The following is a 16,941-nucleotide window of genomic DNA, read 5'->3' on the forward strand; positions in this document are numbered from 1 at the left end:
TGAACCTCAACCGTACCTGCACCATACAGGTACGGGTTCGGCCACCTACAATGGCCGTATCAGTGTCTGGCAAATATCTGGCAACTGTCGGAAATCGTCAAACATGGCGTCATGCGGGACATCATCCAACGGCGTGACGCGGATCCCCTCGCTGAATAACGCAAAGGGCACCCTGGCCGCCTGCGCCGCTCGCGCATCCACGATGCTGTCGCCCACATACACGCCTTCAGTCGCGCCAAGCAGATCGAATGCATGTCGCACAGGAGCCGGATCGGGTTTGCGCAATGCAAGCGTATCCCCGGCCACGGTCGCGCCCAAAAACTCCGTCAGCCCTACCGCATCCAACACCGCCGCCATCGGCGCGCCCGGCTTATTGGTGCAAAGCCCCAGCGCATAGCCCGCGTCCCGCAATACCTGCAGCGTTTCAAGCACATGCGGGTAGAGTTCCGTGTGATCCGTGGCCTTCACATAGAACGCCATGAACCGCGTCATCAACGCGTCATAGTCTTCGGAACGCAGCTCCGTGGCGGCGATCAGGCGCTCCATGAACACCTTGACGCCAAAGCCCACGAACCCGGCCACCTGGGGCTTCGGCAACGCGGGCTGGCCGTGCTCGGCCAGCAATGCATTCGCCGAATGCGTGATGTCCGGAAGGCTGTCAATCAGCGTTCCATCCAGATCAAAGACAATCGCCCGCGTCATGCCAGCCGTGAAATCACAACCGAGACTTCCGGCTTCTTGCCGATCTCGTTCTGGGTTGTCTGCCGCGCCACGCGCCGCAGCCCCTCTTCCAGCTTGTCATCATCGGTGATCGTCTTGGCCCCGGCGCGACCAATGAATTGCGACAGGTCTTCTTCCAGCGCATCCACCAGCGACGCATTGCTGCGCCCCATCTCGGGAAGCCCCATCACGTCGCACCACGGCTCGCCCAGCAGCTCGTCATCTTCATCCAGAATAACCGTGACGATGACATGGCCGTTCAACGCCATACGGATACGATCCCGCACAACCCCGTCCAAGGCCCCGATCTTGACCGATCCATCCAGATAGGTGCGCCCTGTTTCGACATATTCCGCGACCGTCGGGGCATTCCCGCTCAGGTCCATCATCATCCCGTTCACAGCCAGAACACCGGTCCGCCCCGCCTTGCCCGCAAGTTTCACATGCTCGCGCAAATGGCGGTGTTCTCCATGCATCGGCACCACGACCTGAGGGTTAAGGATGCGGTGCATCTCCATGATATCGGGCCGGTTCGCGTGGCCCGACACGTGGTACAGACCGGAACTGTCGTCGATCACGTCCACACCCTGTTCCGAAAACTGGTTCATGATCCGGATCACGCCGCGTTCATTGCCCGGAATGGTCTTGGACGAGAACAGGAACGTATCGCCGTCTTTCAACGTGATCCCGTTATACTTGCCCCGCGCCAGCTGCGCCGACGCCGCACGGCGTTCGCCCTGGCTGCCGGTGACAATCAGCATCACGTTTTCGCGCGGGATCTGTGTCGCTTCCTCCGGGCTGACCACGGTCGGAAAATCCGCCAACACGCCGGTTTTGATCGACGCTTCGATCATCCGCCGCATCGCGCGCCCCAATAGGCAGATCGACCGCCCTGCACGTTCCCCAGCCTCTGCCAGTGTTTTGACCCGCGCTACGTTTGACGCAAAGGTCGTTGCCACGACCATGCCGCTGGCATTGCGGACCAAATGTTCGATTTCCGGCCCGACGCTGGCCTCGGACCGACCGGCATGGTCGGAAAAGACATTGGTGGAATCGCAGACAAGTGCTTTGACACCCGGCGCGGCCAGGCTGCTCCAGAGATCGCGGTCAAACGCTTCGCCCACCACGGGCGTTTCGTCGATCTTGAAGTCGCCGGTATGCACCACGCGCCCCGCAGGCGTGTCGATGACCAGACCCGAACTTTCCGGGATTGAATGCGAGATTGGCACAAAGCCCACCGAAAACGGCCCCGCCTTCACGGTTTCCGGCCAGGCCGACACCGTGCGCACCAAGTCCGGCGAATGGCCGTGATCATCCATCTTCAACCGCGCAATATGGGCGGTGAAGGCCCGCGCGTAGATCGGCGCGCCCAGCTGTTCCCAGAAATGACCGACGGCGCCCACGTGATCCTCGTGGGCATGGGTGATAAAGATCGCCTCAAGCCGGTCCCGGCGTTCCTTCAGCCACGTGATGTCCGGCAGGATCAGATCGACCCCCGGCGTGCTGTCCATATCCGGAAACGTCACCCCCAGGTCCACAAGGATCAGCCGTTCCTGATCGGGCTTGCCGTAGCCATAGACATAAGCGTTCATGCCAATTTCGCCGGCCCCGCCAAGTGGCAGGTAGATGATGCGTTCACCGCTCATGATTTATCCGTTTTCTTTGTTATATGCATGGATGACCGTCAGCCCATGCATGGTCAGGTCATCTTCAATCGTGTCAAATAGCAGTTCACCTTGGGCAAACAAGGGGGCCAGCCCCCCGGTGCCAATGACTTTCATCGGGCGCCCGTACTCGTCCTTGATGCGCGCGGTGATCCCCTGGATCAATCCGACATAGCCCCAGAACACCCCAGACTGGATACAGGCCACCGTATTGGTGCCGATCACATGTTCGGGCTGCGAAATATCCACATGGGGCAGCGCCGCCGCCCCCTGGTGCAACGCTTCCAGCGACAGGTTCACACCCGGCGCAATCACGCCGCCCACATAGGCCCCGTCTTCCGCCACCACATCGAAATTCGTCGCGGTGCCAAAATCCACCACAACCGCATCTCCGCCATGACGGTCAAACGCCCCCGCCACATTGGCCAGACGGTCCGGACCGATCCCGGTGCCCTTGTCCACCCGTGGGGGGATCGGCAACAGGCATTCGGGTTTGCCCACCACCATCGGACGCACCCCAAAGAACCGATCCGCAAACACCCGCAGGTTCCACACAACACGCGGCACGGTGGACGAAATAATGACATCCGTGATGTCGGTCTCGATCCCGTAATGGCGGATCAGGGTGCTGTACCATGTGAAATAGGCATCCGCCGTGCGCCCGTGATGGGTCGATGTTCGCAAGGTGCATAGAAAGGTTTCTCCATCCCAGATGGAAAACACGGTGTTGGTGTTGCCACAGTCAATGCACAGAAGCATGTCGCGCGCTCCTCAAAAGAAAATATCCGCCGCCGCAATGGCCTCACGCCCACGTGCGGTGACCAGCACGATCCGGCCCTCGGGATCAATGGTCTCGAACGTCCCCTGCACCGCACGGTCCCCCATGCGGGCCGTCACCTGCTCACCCAGGCGCGCTGCGCGGGCCAGCCAGGCTTCGCGGATCGGGGCAAAGCCAAATGTCTGAAACCGGCTTTCGTGGTCGGCATAGGCCCGGGCCAGCGCCTCCAGAAACGCCTCCGGGGTCACTTCAACACCCAGAACCGACAGGACGGACACCGGCGGCACCGCATGCTCTTCAACCTGCGACGGCACCGGCGCGTCGATCAGGTTGACACCGATGCCGATGGCCAGATGATCGCCCAGGCTTTCCAACAGGATGCCCGCGACCTTGCCACCGGACAAAAGCACGTCATTGGGCCATTTCAGCGTCAGCCCTTCAACCCGGCCCGACACCGCCACCAAGGCGTCATAAAGCGCCAAAGCCGCCACAAAGCTCCGCAAAGCCCGCGTCTCAGGCCCTTCGGTCATCGGCAAAACCAGGGTTGCTGCGAAATTACCGGTCGGGTTCACCCATGCCCGCCCACGCCGACCGCGCGCGGCGGTCTGCGACAGGGCGCAAATCCATTTTGGGCCCGCCAACTCGCACGCCTGACGCGCGGCTTCCAGCATGGTGCTGTCCACGTCCGCCAGCACCTGGCGGTCATATCCCGACGGCCAGCCTGTCACACGATACCTGCACTTTCCTCTTGCTCCAAATACCTCCGCCGGAGGCACCGCGTCCCGCGCAGCGGGGCGCAAAAAACAAAGCGACGCGCCAAAGGCGCGTCACACTGTATCCAGGCTGAAGACAGCTTACTCGACAAGGGTCGCCGCAGCGGCTGCTGCCACACTCTCGATACCGAAAAGGTTCACGACACCCACCACCATGATAATCGCGCTCGCCATCAGCATGCCGTAGAGGACAGGAGACTTAACGCCATCCAGCGCATCGTCCCGCTCTTCGCCGAAATACATGTAGAACACGATCCGCAGGTAGTAGAACGCCCCGATCACCGACGCGATCACACCGGCAATGGCCAGCCACGCCAGCCCTGCCTCATAGGCGGCGCGCAATACGTAGAGCTTGCCAAAGAAGCCCACCAGCGGCGGCACACCGGCAAGGCTGAAGAGCAGCACAAGCATCGCCAGCGCCTTGCCCGGCTCGCGCTTGGAGTACATGTTCAGCGACGCAATGTTCGACACCGGCTGCCCGTCGCGTTCCATCGACAGGATAAAGGCAAAGGTGCCCACGTTCATCGTCACGTAGATCGCCATGTAAATCAGCATCGCCTGCACACCGAACGCCGTGCCCGCCGCGAGACCCATGAGCGCATACCCCATATGGGCAATGGACGAGAATGCCATCAGGCGCTTGATGTCGGTCTGCCCGATGGCCGCAACCGCACCCAAGAACATCGACAGCACAGACAGCAGGGCGATGACTTGTGACCAGTCGCTGACTGCGGCTCCAAAGGCGTCATGCATCACGCGGGCAAACAACGCCATCGCGGCCACTTTGGGGGCCGTGGCAAAGAACGCGGTCACAGGTGTGGGCGAGCCTTCATACACATCCGGCGTCCACATGTGGAACGGCACGGCCGATACCTTGAACGCAAGGCCCGAGATAAGGAAGACCAGACCAAAGAGCAGCCCCAGCGACAGATCGCCATGCACCGCCGTCTGGATGATGCCCGAAAAGAGCGTTGTGCCGGAATAGCCGTAGACCAGCGACGCGCCATACAGCAGCAGACCGGAGGACAGCGCACCCAGGACGAAATACTTGAGACCGGCTTCGGTGGATTTCAGGCTGTCCCGACGCAATGACGCCACGACATACAAAGCCAGCGATTGCAGTTCCAACCCCATGTAAAGCGCCATCAGGTCGCCGGCGGAGACCATCATCATCATCCCCACTGTCGCCAGCGCGATCAGAAGCGGGTATTCAAACCGCAACAGACCTTTGCGCGTCATGTACCCTTCGGACATGAGCAGCACGGCAGCGGCGGACACGAGGATCACGACCTTGGCAAAGCGGGCAAATCCGTCATCCACGAACATGCCGTTGAAGGCCACGTTGGTCCCGGACCCGTTCAGGCCGATCCACACCGCCAGCGCAAGCAGCAGCGCCGATGTGACCCAGACCAAAAGCGACGCCGCCCCGTCTTTCACAGTGTAAACCGCGCCCAGAAGCGCCAGCATTGCGTAAACGGCCAGAACGATCTCTGGCAGGATGACCATCAGATCTGCGGACAGCATATCTGCGCCCCCTTAGTGGTTCACAGCAACTTGCGTGACGGCCGATGGGGCCTCCGCAAGGGCTGTCTGGTAGTTGGAAACAAGCGCCTCGACCGACGGCCCGATCGTATCAAGGATCGGGGCCGGATAAACGCCAAAGAGGATCGTCGCGATCACCAGCGGCGCAAAGATCGCACGCTCGCGGCGGGACATGTCGGTGATGGTCTTCAGGCTTTCCTTGATCAGGTCGCCCATGACCACCCGACGGTAGAGCCAGAGCGCATAAGCAGCCGACAGAATGACACCGGACGTGGCGAACAGGGCCACCCATGTGTTGACCTGGAAGATACCGACCAGCGTCAGGAATTCACCGATGAACCCCGAGGTGCCCGGAAGGCCCACATTCGCCATGGTGAACAGCATGAAGATCAGCGCATAGGCCGGCATCCGGTTCACCAGACCGCCATAGGCGTCGATGTCCCGCGTGTGCATCCGGTCGTAGATCACCCCGACGCAGAGGAAGAGCGCACCCGAGATGAAGCCGTGGCTGATCATCTGGAAGATCGCGCCGTCGATCCCCTGCTGGTTGCCCGCGAAGATCCCCATAGTGACGTAACCCATATGCGCGACGGATGAATAAGCGATCAGCTTTTTCATGTCTTCCTGCACCAGCGCCACCAGCGAGGTGTAGACAATCGCAATGACCGACATCCACAGGATCAGCGGCGTGAGAACATCCGCCCCCACCGGGAACATCGGCAGGCTGAAGCGCAGGAATCCGTAGCCGCCCATCTTCAACAGGATCGCCGCCAGAACCACGGACCCGGCTGTTGGGGCCTGAACGTGGGCATCGGGCAACCAGGTGTGCACCGGCCACATCGGCATCTTCACGGCAAAAGACGCAAAGAAGGCGATGAAGAGCAGTGTCTGCAAGCCACCGACAATCTGCACGCCAAGGATGCTGAACGTCTCGGACCCGAACTGGTGAGTCATCAACTGTTCGATATCTGTTGTGCCCGCGTCGGCAAACATACCGACCATCGCCACCAGCATCAGCACCGACCCAAGGAAGGTGTAGAGGAAGAACTTGAACGATGCGTAAATGCGGTTCGCGCCACCCCAGATGCCGATGATCAGGAACATTGGAATAAGGCCCGCTTCGAAGAACAGGTAGAACAGCACCAGATCCAGCGCCATGAACACGCCAAGCATCAGCGTTTCCAGAAGCAGGAAGGCAATCATGTATTCCTTCACGCGGTGCTTCACGTCCCAGGACGCCGCGATCACCAGAGGCATCATAAACGTGGTGAGCATCACAAACAGCACTGAGATGCCGTCAACACCCATCTTGTACTGCAGGCCCAGCAGCCATTCCACTTCTTCCACCATCTGGAAGCCGGTGTTCTGCGGGTCGAACTGGAACAGGATGAAGAGCGAGATCAGGAACGTCGCGCTTGTCGCGATCAGCGACAGCCATTTGGCATTCTTGTTCGCCGCCTCGTCGTCGCCCCGAAGGAAGACCAGCAGAATAACGGCTGCCAGCATCGGCAGGAACGTAACAATGGAAAGCAAGTTATCCATCAGTGGGCTCCTCCGCTCAGCGTCATCCAAGTGATCAGGGCTGCAATGCCGATCACCATGAAGAAGGCGTATGTAAAGATGTAACCGGACTGGGCCTTGCCAGCGAGGCGCGTGAGCATCGGGATGAAGCCCATGGCGACGCCGTTCAGCGACCCGTCAATGACATTGCCATCCCCGCGTTTCCATAGAAGACGACCCACAGCGGACGCTGGCTTGACGAAGATGAAATCGTAGATCTCGTCAAAGTACCACTTGTTCAAAAGGAACTGGTACAGCGGGCGCTGGTTCTCGGCCAGACGCTTCGGGATCGACGGGTCACGGATGTAGAACACATAGGCGGTGCCCAGACCGATCAGCATCGCAATGAACGGGCTGAGTTTGACCCATGTCGGCACGTAATGCGCCTCGTGCAGGATGGTGTTTTCCGGAGCGATATAGATCGCGGCCTCACCCGGTGCGTTTTCCATCACGTAGTGCAGTTCCGACGCCTTCGGGCTGCGCTCTGCCACTTGTTCGACAAGCTCTGCCGTGGGTTCGCCGTAGGTGCCGCCGAAGAATTTGACGACCTCGTTCACCTTGCCAAAGAAGCTGCCGTACCAGATCGCGCCAGCAAAGACCGCACCCAGCGCCAGCACACCCAGCGGGATCAGCATGACCTTGGGGCTTTCATGCGCGTGCTCATGCGTATGCTTGTCGCCGCGCGGTTTGCCGTAGAAGGTCATGAACATCAGCCGCCAGCTGTAGAAGCTGGTGAACAGCGCCGCGATAACCAGCATCCAGAACGCGTAGCCCATCGGGCCAGCCGCGTAGGCGCTCTCGATCACCGCATCCTTGGACGCAAACCCGGCAAATCCGATCCAGCCGGTCAGCGGGATACCCACGCCGGTGATCGCCAGCGTGCCGATCATCATTGCCCAGAAGGTGTAGGGGATTTTCTTCCGCAGACCGCCGTAATTCCGCATGTCCTGCTCGTGGTGCATCGCGTGGATCACGGACCCTGCCCCAAGGAACAACATCGCCTTGAAGAACGCGTGTGTGAACAGGTGGAACATCGCGACCGAGTAGACGCCAACGCCCGCGGCGACGAACATGTAGCCCAGTTGTGAACACGTCGAATAGGCGATCACGCGTTTGATGTCGTTTTGCACAAGGCCAACTGTGGCCGCGAAGAACGCGGTCGATGCGCCGACGAAGGTGACAAAGGCCATCGCTTCGGGGGCGTATTCCATGATTGGTGACATACGGCACACAAGGAACACACCCGCCGTCACCATTGTGGCCGCGTGGATCAGAGCCGACACAGGCGTCGGTCCTTCCATCGCGTCGGGCAGCCATGTGTGCAGGAACAATTGCGCAGATTTGCCCATTGCCCCGATGAAGAGCAGGAAGGCAATCAGGTTCGCCGCGTTCCAGTCCGTCCAGAGGAAGGTCAACTGCGTTTCCGCCAGCGTGGGCGCGTAGGCGAAGATGTCGTCAAAGCGGACCGAGTCCACGATGAAGTAGATCGCGAAGATGCCCAGCAGGAAGCCGAAATCGCCCACACGGTTGACGACAAACGCCTTGATCGCGGCGGCATTGGCGCTTGGCTTGCGGTAGTAGAACCCGATCAGAAGGTAAGACGCGACGCCCACGCCTTCCCAGCCGAAGAACATCTGAATCAGGTTATCGGACGTCACGAGCATCAGCATCGCGAAGGTGAAGAACGACAGGTAGGCAAAGAAGCGCGGCTTGTAGCTTTCGCCTTCTTTCCACTGGGGATCGCCCTCCATGTAGCCGAAGCTGTAGAGGTGCACCAAAGCCGAGACCGTGGTGATCACGATCAGCATGATCGCCGTCAGACGGTCCAGCCGGATCGCCCATTCGGTGCTCAGCGTACCGGATTCGATCCAGCGCAGGATGTTGATGGTTTCCGTGACGCCGTCATGGGTCAGGAACACGATCCAGGACAAGGCAGCGGCCAGGAACAGGAAGCCCGTCGCGACCCACTGCGCGGCGGTCTCTCCGATGAATTTCCAGCCGAACCCGCAAAGCAGAGCGCCGACAAGCGGGGAAAACAGAATTAGCGTTTCCATCGGATCAGCCCTTCATCACGTTGACATCTTCAACCGCGATGGAGCCACGGTTGCGGAAGAAACAGACAAGGATCGCAAGGCCAATCGCGGCTTCAGCCGCGGCAACCGTCAGGACGAACAGGGTAAACACCTGCCCCACCAGATCACCCAGAAAGCTGGAGAACGCGACAAGGTTGATGTTCACCGCCAACAGCATCAATTCGATGCTCATCAGCAGGATGATCACGTTCTTGCGGTTCAGGAACAGCCCGAAAATCCCGATCACGAACAGCACTGCTGCCACTGTCAGGTAATGCTCTAGTCCTATCATCACGTCCCTCCGGGGTGTGCCCCGTCGTTATCTTTGTTCGTCATGCGCCCCGGTTTGATCCGGGACTTCTTGGATTGGCCGGACGGCCGAGTTGCTCAGAGCCCCTGCCCCGGTTTCACGTCTTTCAGTTCCATCGCCTTGGCCGGATCACGGTACATCTGCGCCAGCACGTTCTGGCGCTTCACATCCGACCGGTGGCGCAGCGTCAGAACAATCGCGCCGATCATGGCAACCAACAGGATCAGGCCCGCAAGCTGGAACAGCAGGAAGTACTGGTCATAGAGGATCAGCCCCAGTGCTTCGGTGTTGTGCCGATCCACCGGCACCACCTGCGCCCGCAGCCCTTCAGCCGCCGCGTTGCTTTCCCATGCGCCAAACGCCAGCGCAAACTGCATCAGGATGACAACGCCGATGAGCAAGGCAAGCGGCACATAGCGCGCCATCTCGGCCTTCAGCTCGGCGAAATCCACGTCGAGCATCATCACCACAAACAGGAACAATACAGCGACCGCGCCGACATAGACGATGACCAGAAGCATCGCCACAAACTCGGCCCCCAGAAGGACGAACAGCCCCGCAGAGGACAGGAATGCCAGGATCAACCACAGCACCGAATGCACCGGGTTGCGGCTGATCACCGTGAACAGCCCGCCTGCGATTGTCGACAGGGCAAAGAGGTAGAAGGCAAAGACACTCATGTCTCGTCGTCCTTTTTGTCGTCTTCCATGACCTCGCGGGCCAATTCCATGGCGCGGGTCATGGCGGGGATGCCAGCAAACATCGACATCTGGGCGATGGTTTCGGCAATTTCGTCTTTCGTGGCGCCGGCGGCCAAGGCATGGCGCACCGTCATGCGCACCTGCGTGTCCGCCTGTGCACCCTGCATCGTCAGCCCGGCAAGCGTCAGCAACAGGCGTGTCTTGGCGTCCAGCCCGTCTTTGCTGATGCCCTTGCCAAACCACATTTCCATGGCGTCTTTGCCCATGGTTGGCCACATCTTTTCAAACCCCTTGGGGTCAAACGATGTCAGCGCCGGATTGAAAGCTTTCGCCATCTCCTGCGCCTGCGCCATCATCAGCTCAAAAGGGGTTTTCGCGTCGCTCATCGGTAGGGCGCATCCAGTTCGAGGTTGCGGGCAATCTCGGCTTCCCAGCGTTCACCGTTGTCCAGCAACTTTTGCTTGTCGTAGAACAGCTCTTCGCGGGTCTCGGTCGCGAATTCGAAATTCGGACCTTCGACAATCGCGTCCACCGGACAAGCTTCCTGGCAGAAGCCACAGTAGATGCACTTCGTCATGTCGATGTCATAGCGCGTGGTCCGACGGCTGCCGTCGTCGCGCGGTTCGGCATCGATGGTGATCGCCTGCGCCGGGCAGATTGCCTCGCACAGCTTGCAGGCAATGCAACGTTCCTCGCCGTTCGGATAGCGGCGCAGCGCATGTTCACCGCGGAAACGAGGGCTCAGCGGCCCCTTTTCATGCGGGTAGTTCAGCGTTGCTTTTGGCCCAAAGAAGTACTTCAGACCAAGCTTCATGCCCTGGTAGAAGTCCTGCAGCAGGAAGTATTTTGCCGCGCGGCCGTAGTCGATCTGCGTCATCCCTACTCTCCTTATACCCAGCGCGCGAATGCGCCCCAGAACCAGTCAAACTTGGCCGCGAAGGCCACGAACACGACCCAGACAAGGCTGAATGGCAGGAACACTTTCCAACCCAGACGCATCAACTGGTCGTAGCGGTAGCGTGGTGTGATCGCCTTCACCATCGCGAAGATGAAGAAGAAGAAGGCCATTTTGGCCACCATCCAAAGCGCGCCGTCCGGCAGTCCTGGAATGGGCGACAGCCAGCCACCGAAGAACAGCAGCGATGTCAGCGCACACATCAGGAAGATGGCGATGTATTCCCCGGCCATGAACAGCAGGAACGGCGTGGACGAGTATTCCACCTGATAACCCGCCACAAGTTCGGATTCCGCTTCGGGAAGGTCAAACGGCGGGCGATTGGTTTCCGCCAAGGCGCTGATAAAGAACAGGAACACCATCGGGAAATGCGGCAGCCAGTACCAAGAGAAGAACCCGTAAGCGCCGTCCTGCGCACGGACGATATCGCCGAAATTCAAAGACCCGGTCGAAATGATCACACCAATGATGATCAGACCGATGGAGACTTCGTACGAAATCATCTGCGCGGCAGAGCGCAGCGATCCAAGGAACGGGTATTTGGAGTTCGATGCCCAACCGCCCATGATCACGCCGTAAACCTCAAGCGAGGAGACGGCAAAGACGTACAGGATGGCGACGTTGATGTCCGACAATACCCAGGTGTCATTGAACGGGATCACCGCCCATGCGATCATCGCCAGAACAAAGGATGTCATCGGCGCCAGCATGAAGACCGGCTTGTCGGCGCCGGCGGGCACAACGACTTCCTTGACGACGTATTTCAGCGCATCCGCCACCGTTTGTAGCAGGCCATACGCCCCCACAACGTTCGGACCGCGCCGCATCTGGACCGCGGCCCAGATTTTGCGGTCGCCATAGACGAGGAAGAGAAGGCTGACCATGACGAAACCCAGTACCGCAAGGCACTGTGCAACGATGATCACGCCGATCCCTAGGGGGGTGGTAAAGAAGTCAGCCATCACGTCCTCAAACCATCGGTATTCCGTTTTCTACGCAAGAGGCGGAGACGACTTCAGCATCAATCTTCCGCACTCCACGGGGTAGCGCCGGCGAGATGGTGTAAACCGCATCTCCTCGCCACAGACCACCCTCTTCGTAAACATTTGTGCGCAAATGCCGCGCAAAGCCGTAGCCCCGGATCAGGGCATACTGGGCCGCTGCACAGCGCGCATAGTCTTCCACGTCCTCGCTGCTGCGGGCACCGCGCATCGCGACATCGAACTTGACCAGATCGCCATCCAGAAGCGTCGTGTCGACGCCTTCGTATGCTGGGGCAAATGGCAGATTGGCAGGCGGCGGCACGTCACAGGCCGACAACCCACCCAGCATCATCAAAGCCACCGGAGATATGCTCGCCATTCGGCGCATCCCGCCTACTCCGCCGCGATCTTTGTGTCCTTGCGGGCTTTCACACCCGCCGACAATTCCGCCATCAGGCTACTGGCCCGGGCAATCGGATTGGTCAGGTAGAAATCGCGGATCGCATTGCGGAAATCCGCATCCCCGAGTGTGCCCACCGGTTCGGCCTGCCAGTGATTTTCCGGCACCGTGTCGATCTTGGCCAGATGCGGTGCGTCCGCAACCAGCGCCTGCCGCAGCTGTGCCAGACTGTCGAAGGGCAGTGTGGCCCCCAATTCCGCAGACAGCGCCCGCAGGATCGCCCAGTTTTCCTTGGCCTCACCCGGCGCAAAGCTCGCGCGCAAAGCCAGTTGCGGGCGTCCCTCGGTGTTTACGAACAGCCCCTGTTCTTCGGTATAAGCAGCGCCCGGAAGAATGATGTCGGCGCGGTGTGCGCCCCGGTCGCCATGCGACCCCTGGTAAATCACAAACGGCCCGTCCGCGATCTCCACCTCGTCCGCGCCAAGGTTGTAGATCACCTCGGCTCCGTCGATGGCCGCATCCATACCGCCGTCTGTGGTGCACCCTGCATCCATCGCGCCAACGCGGCCTGCGGCTGTATGCAGGACCATGAATTTCGACCCCGAACGCTCTGCCATCTGTTGCGCAGCCGCCAGAACCGCCGCGCCATCGGCTTCGCGCAGCGCGCCTTGGCCGACAATCACGATGGTGTTCTTGTCGTCGCGCGTCTCATCCGACACACCTTTGTCGATCATCGCCTGCAACGCGGCGCGGTCGGTTCCGGCATGATGATACTCATAAGTCAGATCAACCGCTTCGCCGATCAAAGCAACATCTGCCCCCGCCGCCCACGCTTTGCGAATGCGCGCGTTCAAAACGGGCGCTTCCTCACGGGGGTTGGTGCCGATCAGCAGAATCATGTCTGCCGTGTCGATGTCTTCGATGGCGGCAGTGCCGACATAGCCAGACCGGTTACCCGCAGGCAATTTTGCCCCATCGGTGCGGCATTCGACGTTTCCGCCCTGCCCCTCGATCAACTGCTTGAGCGCAAATGCGGCCTCGGTCGGGACCAGATCACCCACGAGACCGGCAAGTTTCTTGCCCTTCATCGCAGCGGCGGCTTTGGTCAGCGCTTCGTCCCATCCGGCCGGGCGCAGTTTGCCATTTTCGCGCACATAGGGGCGATCAAGGCGCTGCTTGCGCAGACCGTCCCAGACAAAGCGGGTTTTGTCGGAAATCCACTCTTCGTTCACGCCATCATGGTTGCGCGGCAGGAACCGCATCACTTCGCGGCCCTTGGTGTCAACGCGGATGTTCGATCCCAGCGCATCCATCACGTCGATAGATTCGGTTTTGGTCAGCTCCCACGGACGCGCGGTAAAGGCATACGGTTTGGACACCAAAGCCCCTACCGGGCACAAATCAATGATATTGCCCTGCAGGTTGGAATTGAGTGTCTCGCCCAGATAGCTGGTGATTTCACTGTCTTCGCCACGACCGGTCTGCCCCATCTGGGTGATACCGGCCACCTCGGTCGTAAACCGGACGCAGCGGGTGCAGGAAATGCAGCGCGTCATGTGGGTCTCAACCAGCGGGCCAAGATCAAGATCGTCCACCGCGCGCTTGGGTTCGCGGAAGCGGCTGAAATCCACCCCGTAGGCCATCGCCTGATCCTGAAGATCGCATTCGCCACCCTGATCACAGATCGGGCAATCCAGCGGGTGGTTGATGAGCAGAAACTCCATCACGCCTTCACGGGCTTTTTTGACCATCGGCGAATTGGTTTTCACAACCGGAGGCTGGCCTTCCGGACCGGGGCGCAGATCCCTGACCTGCATCGCGCAGGACGCCGCAGGCTTGGGCGGACCTCCCACCACTTCGACCAGACACATCCGGCAATTGCCCGCGATGCTGAGACGTTCATGGTAGCAGAAGCGCGGCACTTCGATCCCGGCCTGTTCACAGGCCTGGATGAGCGTCATCGCACCATCCACCTCTACCTCGGTCTCATCAATGATGATCTTGCGCAAGTCAGACATGCCCGAGCCCTTTGTTCCCTTTTGGCTGGCGTAGTCGATGCCGCGGCAAATCGGCGATCGGCTGACGTCGCCCGCGTTTTAGCGCGGGTCAAACGAATAGGCCAGACGCTGGACGCAAAAGAAAACAGGAAATATCGACGCGGGGGCGGACACTTGGCCAAAGGACCAAATGCCGCAACACCGAATTGTCATGTGGTTTACCGCAAAAGGCGGCCAATCTCGGTCTGAGACTGAATCTGCACCTTTCCGAACCGGCACAGTGCGGCGTCGTCATCCGCGCGCACGCCATTGTCCAACAGGAAACTCTCGGCCTTGGCACGCATGCGCTTTTTCTCGGATTTGGAGGTTACGTAATCCTCGACCTCTTCATCCGAATAGCCTTTCTTGCGCGCCAGCGATTTGAGCGCGTTCAGGGCGGAATAGGCCCGGATCAGACGCGGATTGATGTCATCACAGGTTTTGCGGATCGCGTCGGCAATCGCCACGGCCATCACACCGTTGTCAATCTCCGGAACATCCCGAAGCGGCGGTTTGGCCAAAGCGGCCGATCCCAGCATCAGCGAGGCAATGAGAGTTACTGAAAAAATGCGCATTCTTTGTCCATACGTCGTCTTGCCTTCAATATGGGGAAGACATCGCTGGTTATTCAATATCAACGATCAAACCACAGGGCTTATCAGCAGTTTATGGCTCAATACACCGCCCGGTCAGCACCACTTCATTGTCCGTGATGACCAGTTCGGTGTCCGCGACATCCGGACCATTGACCCAGACCACGTCCGAACTGCCCAGATACGCGATGCAATGCTGGACCACCTGATAGGCAGCCGCCTGTTTTGCGCCCTCAAGGCTGACCGAGGCCGGACCACCGGTGGCCACAAAGGCCGCGCGGTCGCTGCGTTCGGATTTAAGATCGCCGCCGAACACCGCCCCGTCATAGGTGACGGTGTCAAGCTGACCCCGTCCGCACGCGGCCAATGTCAAAAGAACTGCGCCTGTGACCCATGTTGCTTTCATGGTGTTGCCCTTTTTGCATCCGTTGCCGCACCATGCGCGCAGTCCCGTGCCTGATGCAAGCCGTCGAAACAAGAAAGGCGCTTTCAAGCGCCTTCCGGGATGGCTGTTCGAACAGCCATCCAATCTCTTTTCAAAGAGATTGCCGCCCTATTCCGCAGCAACCGCGCTGACGCGTCCTGTCTTCTGCGCCTTGATCCGATCCTCGATCTCATCGCGGAAATTCTTGATCAGACCCTGAATCGGCCAGGCCGCCGCATCGCCAAGCGCACAGATGGTGTGGCCCTCGACCTGCTTGGTCACGTCGAACAGCATGTCGATCTCTTCAACCTCGGCCTCGCCGCGCACCAGACGATCCATCACCCGCATCATCCAGCCGGTGCCTTCGCGGCAGGGCGTACACTGGCCACAGCTTTCGTGCTTGTAGAACGCCGACAACCGCCAGATCGCTTTGATGATGTCGGTGGAATTGTCCATCACGATCACCGCCGCCGTCCCAAGGCCAGAGCCCAGTTCCCCGCGCAGGTAATCGAAATCCATGATCGCGTCTTTCATGTGCTCTCCGCGCACACAAGGCACCGACGACCCGCCCGGAATCACCGCCTTGAGGTTGTCCCAGCCACCGCGAATCCCGCCACAGTGCTTTTCGATCAATTCTTCGAACGAGATGCTCATCTCTTCTTCGACCACGCAGGGGTTGTTCACATGACCCGAGATCGCGAACAACTTTGTCCCGGCATTGTTCTGACGGCCAAAGCCCGCAAACCAATCGCCACCCCGACGCAGGATCGTCGGGACAACAGCAATCGATTCCACGTTGTTCACCGTGGTCGGGCAGCCATACAGGCCCGCGCCTGCCGGGAAGGGCGGCTTCATGCGCGGCATGCCCTTTTTGCCTTCAAGGCTTTCCAGCAGCGCGGTTTCCTCACCGCAGATATAAGCACCCGCTCCGTGATGCAGGTAGATGTCAAAATCCCAATCGGACCCGGCGGCGTTCTTGCCCACGAGCCCCGCATCATAGGCTTCGTCAATCGCGCGCTGCAGAGCTTCTTTTTCGCGGATATATTCGCCGCGAATGTAGATGTAACACGCATGCGCCTGCATCGCGAACGACGCGATCAGGCATCCTTCGACCAGCGTGTGCGGGTCGTGGCGCATGATTTCCCGGTCTTTGCAAGTGCCCGGCTCGGATTCGTCTGCGTTCACAACAAGATAGCTGGGACGCCCGTCGCTTTCCTTGGGCATGAACGACCATTTCAGACCGGTCGGGAATCCCGCACCGCCGCGGCCACGCAGGCCCGAGGCTTTCATCTCGTCGATGATCCAGTCACGCCCCTTTTGAAGGATCGCAGCCGTGCCATCCCAATGGCCCCGCGCCTGCGCACCTTTCAACGTGCGGTCATGCATCCCGTAGATGTTGGTAAAGATCCGGTCCTGATCGCTCAGCATCG

Annotated in this window: 17 protein-coding genes; all 17 read right to left on the bottom strand. The window is 59.8% G+C overall.

Going from position 1 to position 16,941, the window contains the following annotated elements:
- Positions 1-45: 45 nt before the first annotated feature.
- The 17 genes from gph to nuoF all read right to left on the bottom strand — a co-directional run bounded on the left by gph (position 46) and on the right by nuoF (position 16,939).
- The gene (gph, locus tag MWU54_RS01815) at positions 46-702 is read right to left on the bottom strand and encodes a phosphoglycolate phosphatase (protein ID WP_247080373.1); all 657 of its coding nucleotides are present in this window, start codon (positions 700-702) and stop codon (positions 46-48) included.
- Positions 699-2,366, bottom strand: coding sequence for a ribonuclease J (locus tag MWU54_RS01820; protein WP_247080374.1), 1,668 nt, complete (start codon positions 2,364-2,366; stop codon positions 699-701). The genes gph and MWU54_RS01820 overlap by 4 nt, the downstream gene beginning before the upstream one ends.
- Before the next feature lie 3 nt (positions 2,367-2,369).
- Positions 2,370-3,143: a type III pantothenate kinase gene (locus MWU54_RS01825; protein WP_247080375.1), complete on the bottom strand. Its 774-nt coding sequence runs from the start codon at positions 3,141-3,143 to the stop codon at positions 2,370-2,372.
- A 12-nt stretch (positions 3,144-3,155) separates the two neighbouring features.
- Positions 3,156-3,890: a biotin--[acetyl-CoA-carboxylase] ligase gene (locus tag MWU54_RS01830; RefSeq protein WP_247080376.1), complete on the bottom strand. Its 735-nt coding sequence runs from the start codon at positions 3,888-3,890 to the stop codon at positions 3,156-3,158.
- Positions 3,891-4,016: 126 nt separating this feature from the next.
- Positions 4,017-5,459 carry an NADH-quinone oxidoreductase subunit NuoN gene (nuoN, locus tag MWU54_RS01835; RefSeq protein WP_247080377.1) on the bottom strand — a complete coding sequence of 481 codons (1,443 nt, stop codon included), beginning with the start codon at positions 5,457-5,459 and terminating at the stop codon, positions 4,017-4,019.
- Positions 5,460-5,471: 12 nt separating this feature from the next.
- The gene (locus tag MWU54_RS01840) at positions 5,472-7,019 is read right to left on the bottom strand and encodes an NADH-quinone oxidoreductase subunit M (RefSeq protein WP_247080378.1); all 1,548 of its coding nucleotides are present in this window, start codon (positions 7,017-7,019) and stop codon (positions 5,472-5,474) included.
- Entirely contained in the window at positions 7,019-9,091 is a 2,073-nt protein-coding gene (gene nuoL / locus MWU54_RS01845) for an NADH-quinone oxidoreductase subunit L (RefSeq protein ID WP_247080379.1), read from the bottom strand. The genes MWU54_RS01840 and nuoL overlap by 1 nt, the downstream gene beginning before the upstream one ends.
- Before the next feature lie 4 nt (positions 9,092-9,095).
- A complete protein-coding gene (nuoK, locus tag MWU54_RS01850) occupies positions 9,096-9,401 on the bottom strand; it encodes an NADH-quinone oxidoreductase subunit NuoK (RefSeq protein WP_072777106.1) in 306 nt (101 codons plus the stop codon).
- Positions 9,402-9,496: 95 nt separating this feature from the next.
- The gene (locus MWU54_RS01855) at positions 9,497-10,099 is read right to left on the bottom strand and encodes an NADH-quinone oxidoreductase subunit J (RefSeq protein ID WP_247080381.1); all 603 of its coding nucleotides are present in this window, start codon (positions 10,097-10,099) and stop codon (positions 9,497-9,499) included.
- Positions 10,096-10,506: a carboxymuconolactone decarboxylase family protein gene (locus MWU54_RS01860; RefSeq protein ID WP_247080382.1), complete on the bottom strand. Its 411-nt coding sequence runs from the start codon at positions 10,504-10,506 to the stop codon at positions 10,096-10,098. Before MWU54_RS01860 ends, MWU54_RS01855 begins: the two co-directional genes overlap by 4 nt.
- Complete coding sequence (gene nuoI / locus MWU54_RS01865) at positions 10,503-10,997, bottom strand: NADH-quinone oxidoreductase subunit NuoI (RefSeq protein WP_247080383.1); 495 nt, start codon at positions 10,995-10,997, stop codon at positions 10,503-10,505. The genes MWU54_RS01860 and nuoI overlap by 4 nt, the downstream gene beginning before the upstream one ends.
- Before the next feature lie 11 nt (positions 10,998-11,008).
- Complete coding sequence (gene nuoH / locus MWU54_RS01870; protein ID WP_247080384.1) at positions 11,009-12,037, bottom strand: NADH-quinone oxidoreductase subunit NuoH; 1,029 nt, start codon at positions 12,035-12,037, stop codon at positions 11,009-11,011.
- Between the two features lie 7 nt (positions 12,038-12,044).
- Positions 12,045-12,446 (bottom strand): hypothetical protein, encoded by a 402-nt coding sequence (locus MWU54_RS01875; RefSeq protein WP_247080385.1) that lies wholly within the window; start codon positions 12,444-12,446, stop codon positions 12,045-12,047.
- A 5-nt stretch (positions 12,447-12,451) separates the two neighbouring features.
- On the bottom strand, positions 12,452-14,476 hold the full coding sequence (nuoG, locus tag MWU54_RS01880; protein WP_247080386.1) for an NADH-quinone oxidoreductase subunit NuoG: 2,025 nt from the start codon (positions 14,474-14,476) through the stop codon (positions 12,452-12,454).
- A gap of 197 nt (positions 14,477-14,673) precedes the next feature.
- Positions 14,674-15,069 carry a DUF5333 domain-containing protein gene (locus tag MWU54_RS01885; protein WP_247080387.1) on the bottom strand — a complete coding sequence of 132 codons (396 nt, stop codon included), beginning with the start codon at positions 15,067-15,069 and terminating at the stop codon, positions 14,674-14,676.
- A gap of 91 nt (positions 15,070-15,160) precedes the next feature.
- Positions 15,161-15,493: a hypothetical protein gene (locus MWU54_RS01890; RefSeq protein ID WP_247080389.1), complete on the bottom strand. Its 333-nt coding sequence runs from the start codon at positions 15,491-15,493 to the stop codon at positions 15,161-15,163.
- A gap of 147 nt (positions 15,494-15,640) precedes the next feature.
- On the bottom strand, positions 15,641-16,939 hold the full coding sequence (gene nuoF / locus MWU54_RS01895) for an NADH-quinone oxidoreductase subunit NuoF (protein WP_247080390.1): 1,299 nt from the start codon (positions 16,937-16,939) through the stop codon (positions 15,641-15,643).
- Positions 16,940-16,941: the final 2 nt, after the last annotated feature.

It is taken from the genome of Marivita sp. S6314 (assembly GCF_023015985.1).
In the GTDB taxonomy this organism is placed as follows: domain Bacteria; phylum Pseudomonadota; class Alphaproteobacteria; order Rhodobacterales; family Rhodobacteraceae; genus Marivita.

Excerpts from the sequence above, each read along its gene's own strand:
- MWU54_RS01885 (WP_247080387.1), bottom strand. The coding sequence starts at position 15,069 with ATGCGCATTTTTTCAGTAACTCTCATTGCCTCGCTGATGCTGGGATCG.
- gph (WP_247080373.1), bottom strand. The coding sequence starts at position 702 with ATGACGCGGGCGATTGTCTTTGATCTGGATGGAACGCTGATTGACAGC.
- nuoK (WP_072777106.1), bottom strand. The coding sequence starts at position 9,401 with ATGATAGGACTAGAGCATTACCTGACAGTGGCAGCAGTGCTGTTCGTG.
- MWU54_RS01890 (WP_247080389.1), bottom strand. The coding sequence starts at position 15,493 with ATGAAAGCAACATGGGTCACAGGCGCAGTTCTTTTGACATTGGCCGCG.
- nuoG (WP_247080386.1), bottom strand. The coding sequence starts at position 14,476 with ATGTCTGACTTGCGCAAGATCATCATTGATGAGACCGAGGTAGAGGTG.
- nuoN (WP_247080377.1), bottom strand. The coding sequence starts at position 5,459 with ATGCTGTCCGCAGATCTGATGGTCATCCTGCCAGAGATCGTTCTGGCC.
- nuoF (WP_247080390.1), bottom strand. The coding sequence starts at position 16,939 with ATGCTGAGCGATCAGGACCGGATCTTTACCAACATCTACGGGATGCAT.
- nuoI (WP_247080383.1), bottom strand. The coding sequence starts at position 10,997 with ATGACGCAGATCGACTACGGCCGCGCGGCAAAATACTTCCTGCTGCAG.
- MWU54_RS01855 (WP_247080381.1), bottom strand. The coding sequence starts at position 10,099 with ATGAGTGTCTTTGCCTTCTACCTCTTTGCCCTGTCGACAATCGCAGGC.
- MWU54_RS01825 (WP_247080375.1), bottom strand. The coding sequence starts at position 3,143 with ATGCTTCTGTGCATTGACTGTGGCAACACCAACACCGTGTTTTCCATC.
- nuoL (WP_247080379.1), bottom strand. The coding sequence starts at position 9,091 with ATGGAAACGCTAATTCTGTTTTCCCCGCTTGTCGGCGCTCTGCTTTGC.
- MWU54_RS01875 (WP_247080385.1), bottom strand. The coding sequence starts at position 12,446 with ATGCGCCGAATGGCGAGCATATCTCCGGTGGCTTTGATGATGCTGGGT.
- MWU54_RS01840 (WP_247080378.1), bottom strand. The coding sequence starts at position 7,019 with ATGGATAACTTGCTTTCCATTGTTACGTTCCTGCCGATGCTGGCAGCC.
- MWU54_RS01860 (WP_247080382.1), bottom strand. The coding sequence starts at position 10,506 with ATGAGCGACGCGAAAACCCCTTTTGAGCTGATGATGGCGCAGGCGCAG.
- MWU54_RS01820 (WP_247080374.1), bottom strand. The coding sequence starts at position 2,366 with ATGAGCGGTGAACGCATCATCTACCTGCCACTTGGCGGGGCCGGCGAA.
- nuoH (WP_247080384.1), bottom strand. The coding sequence starts at position 12,037 with ATGGCTGACTTCTTTACCACCCCCCTAGGGATCGGCGTGATCATCGTT.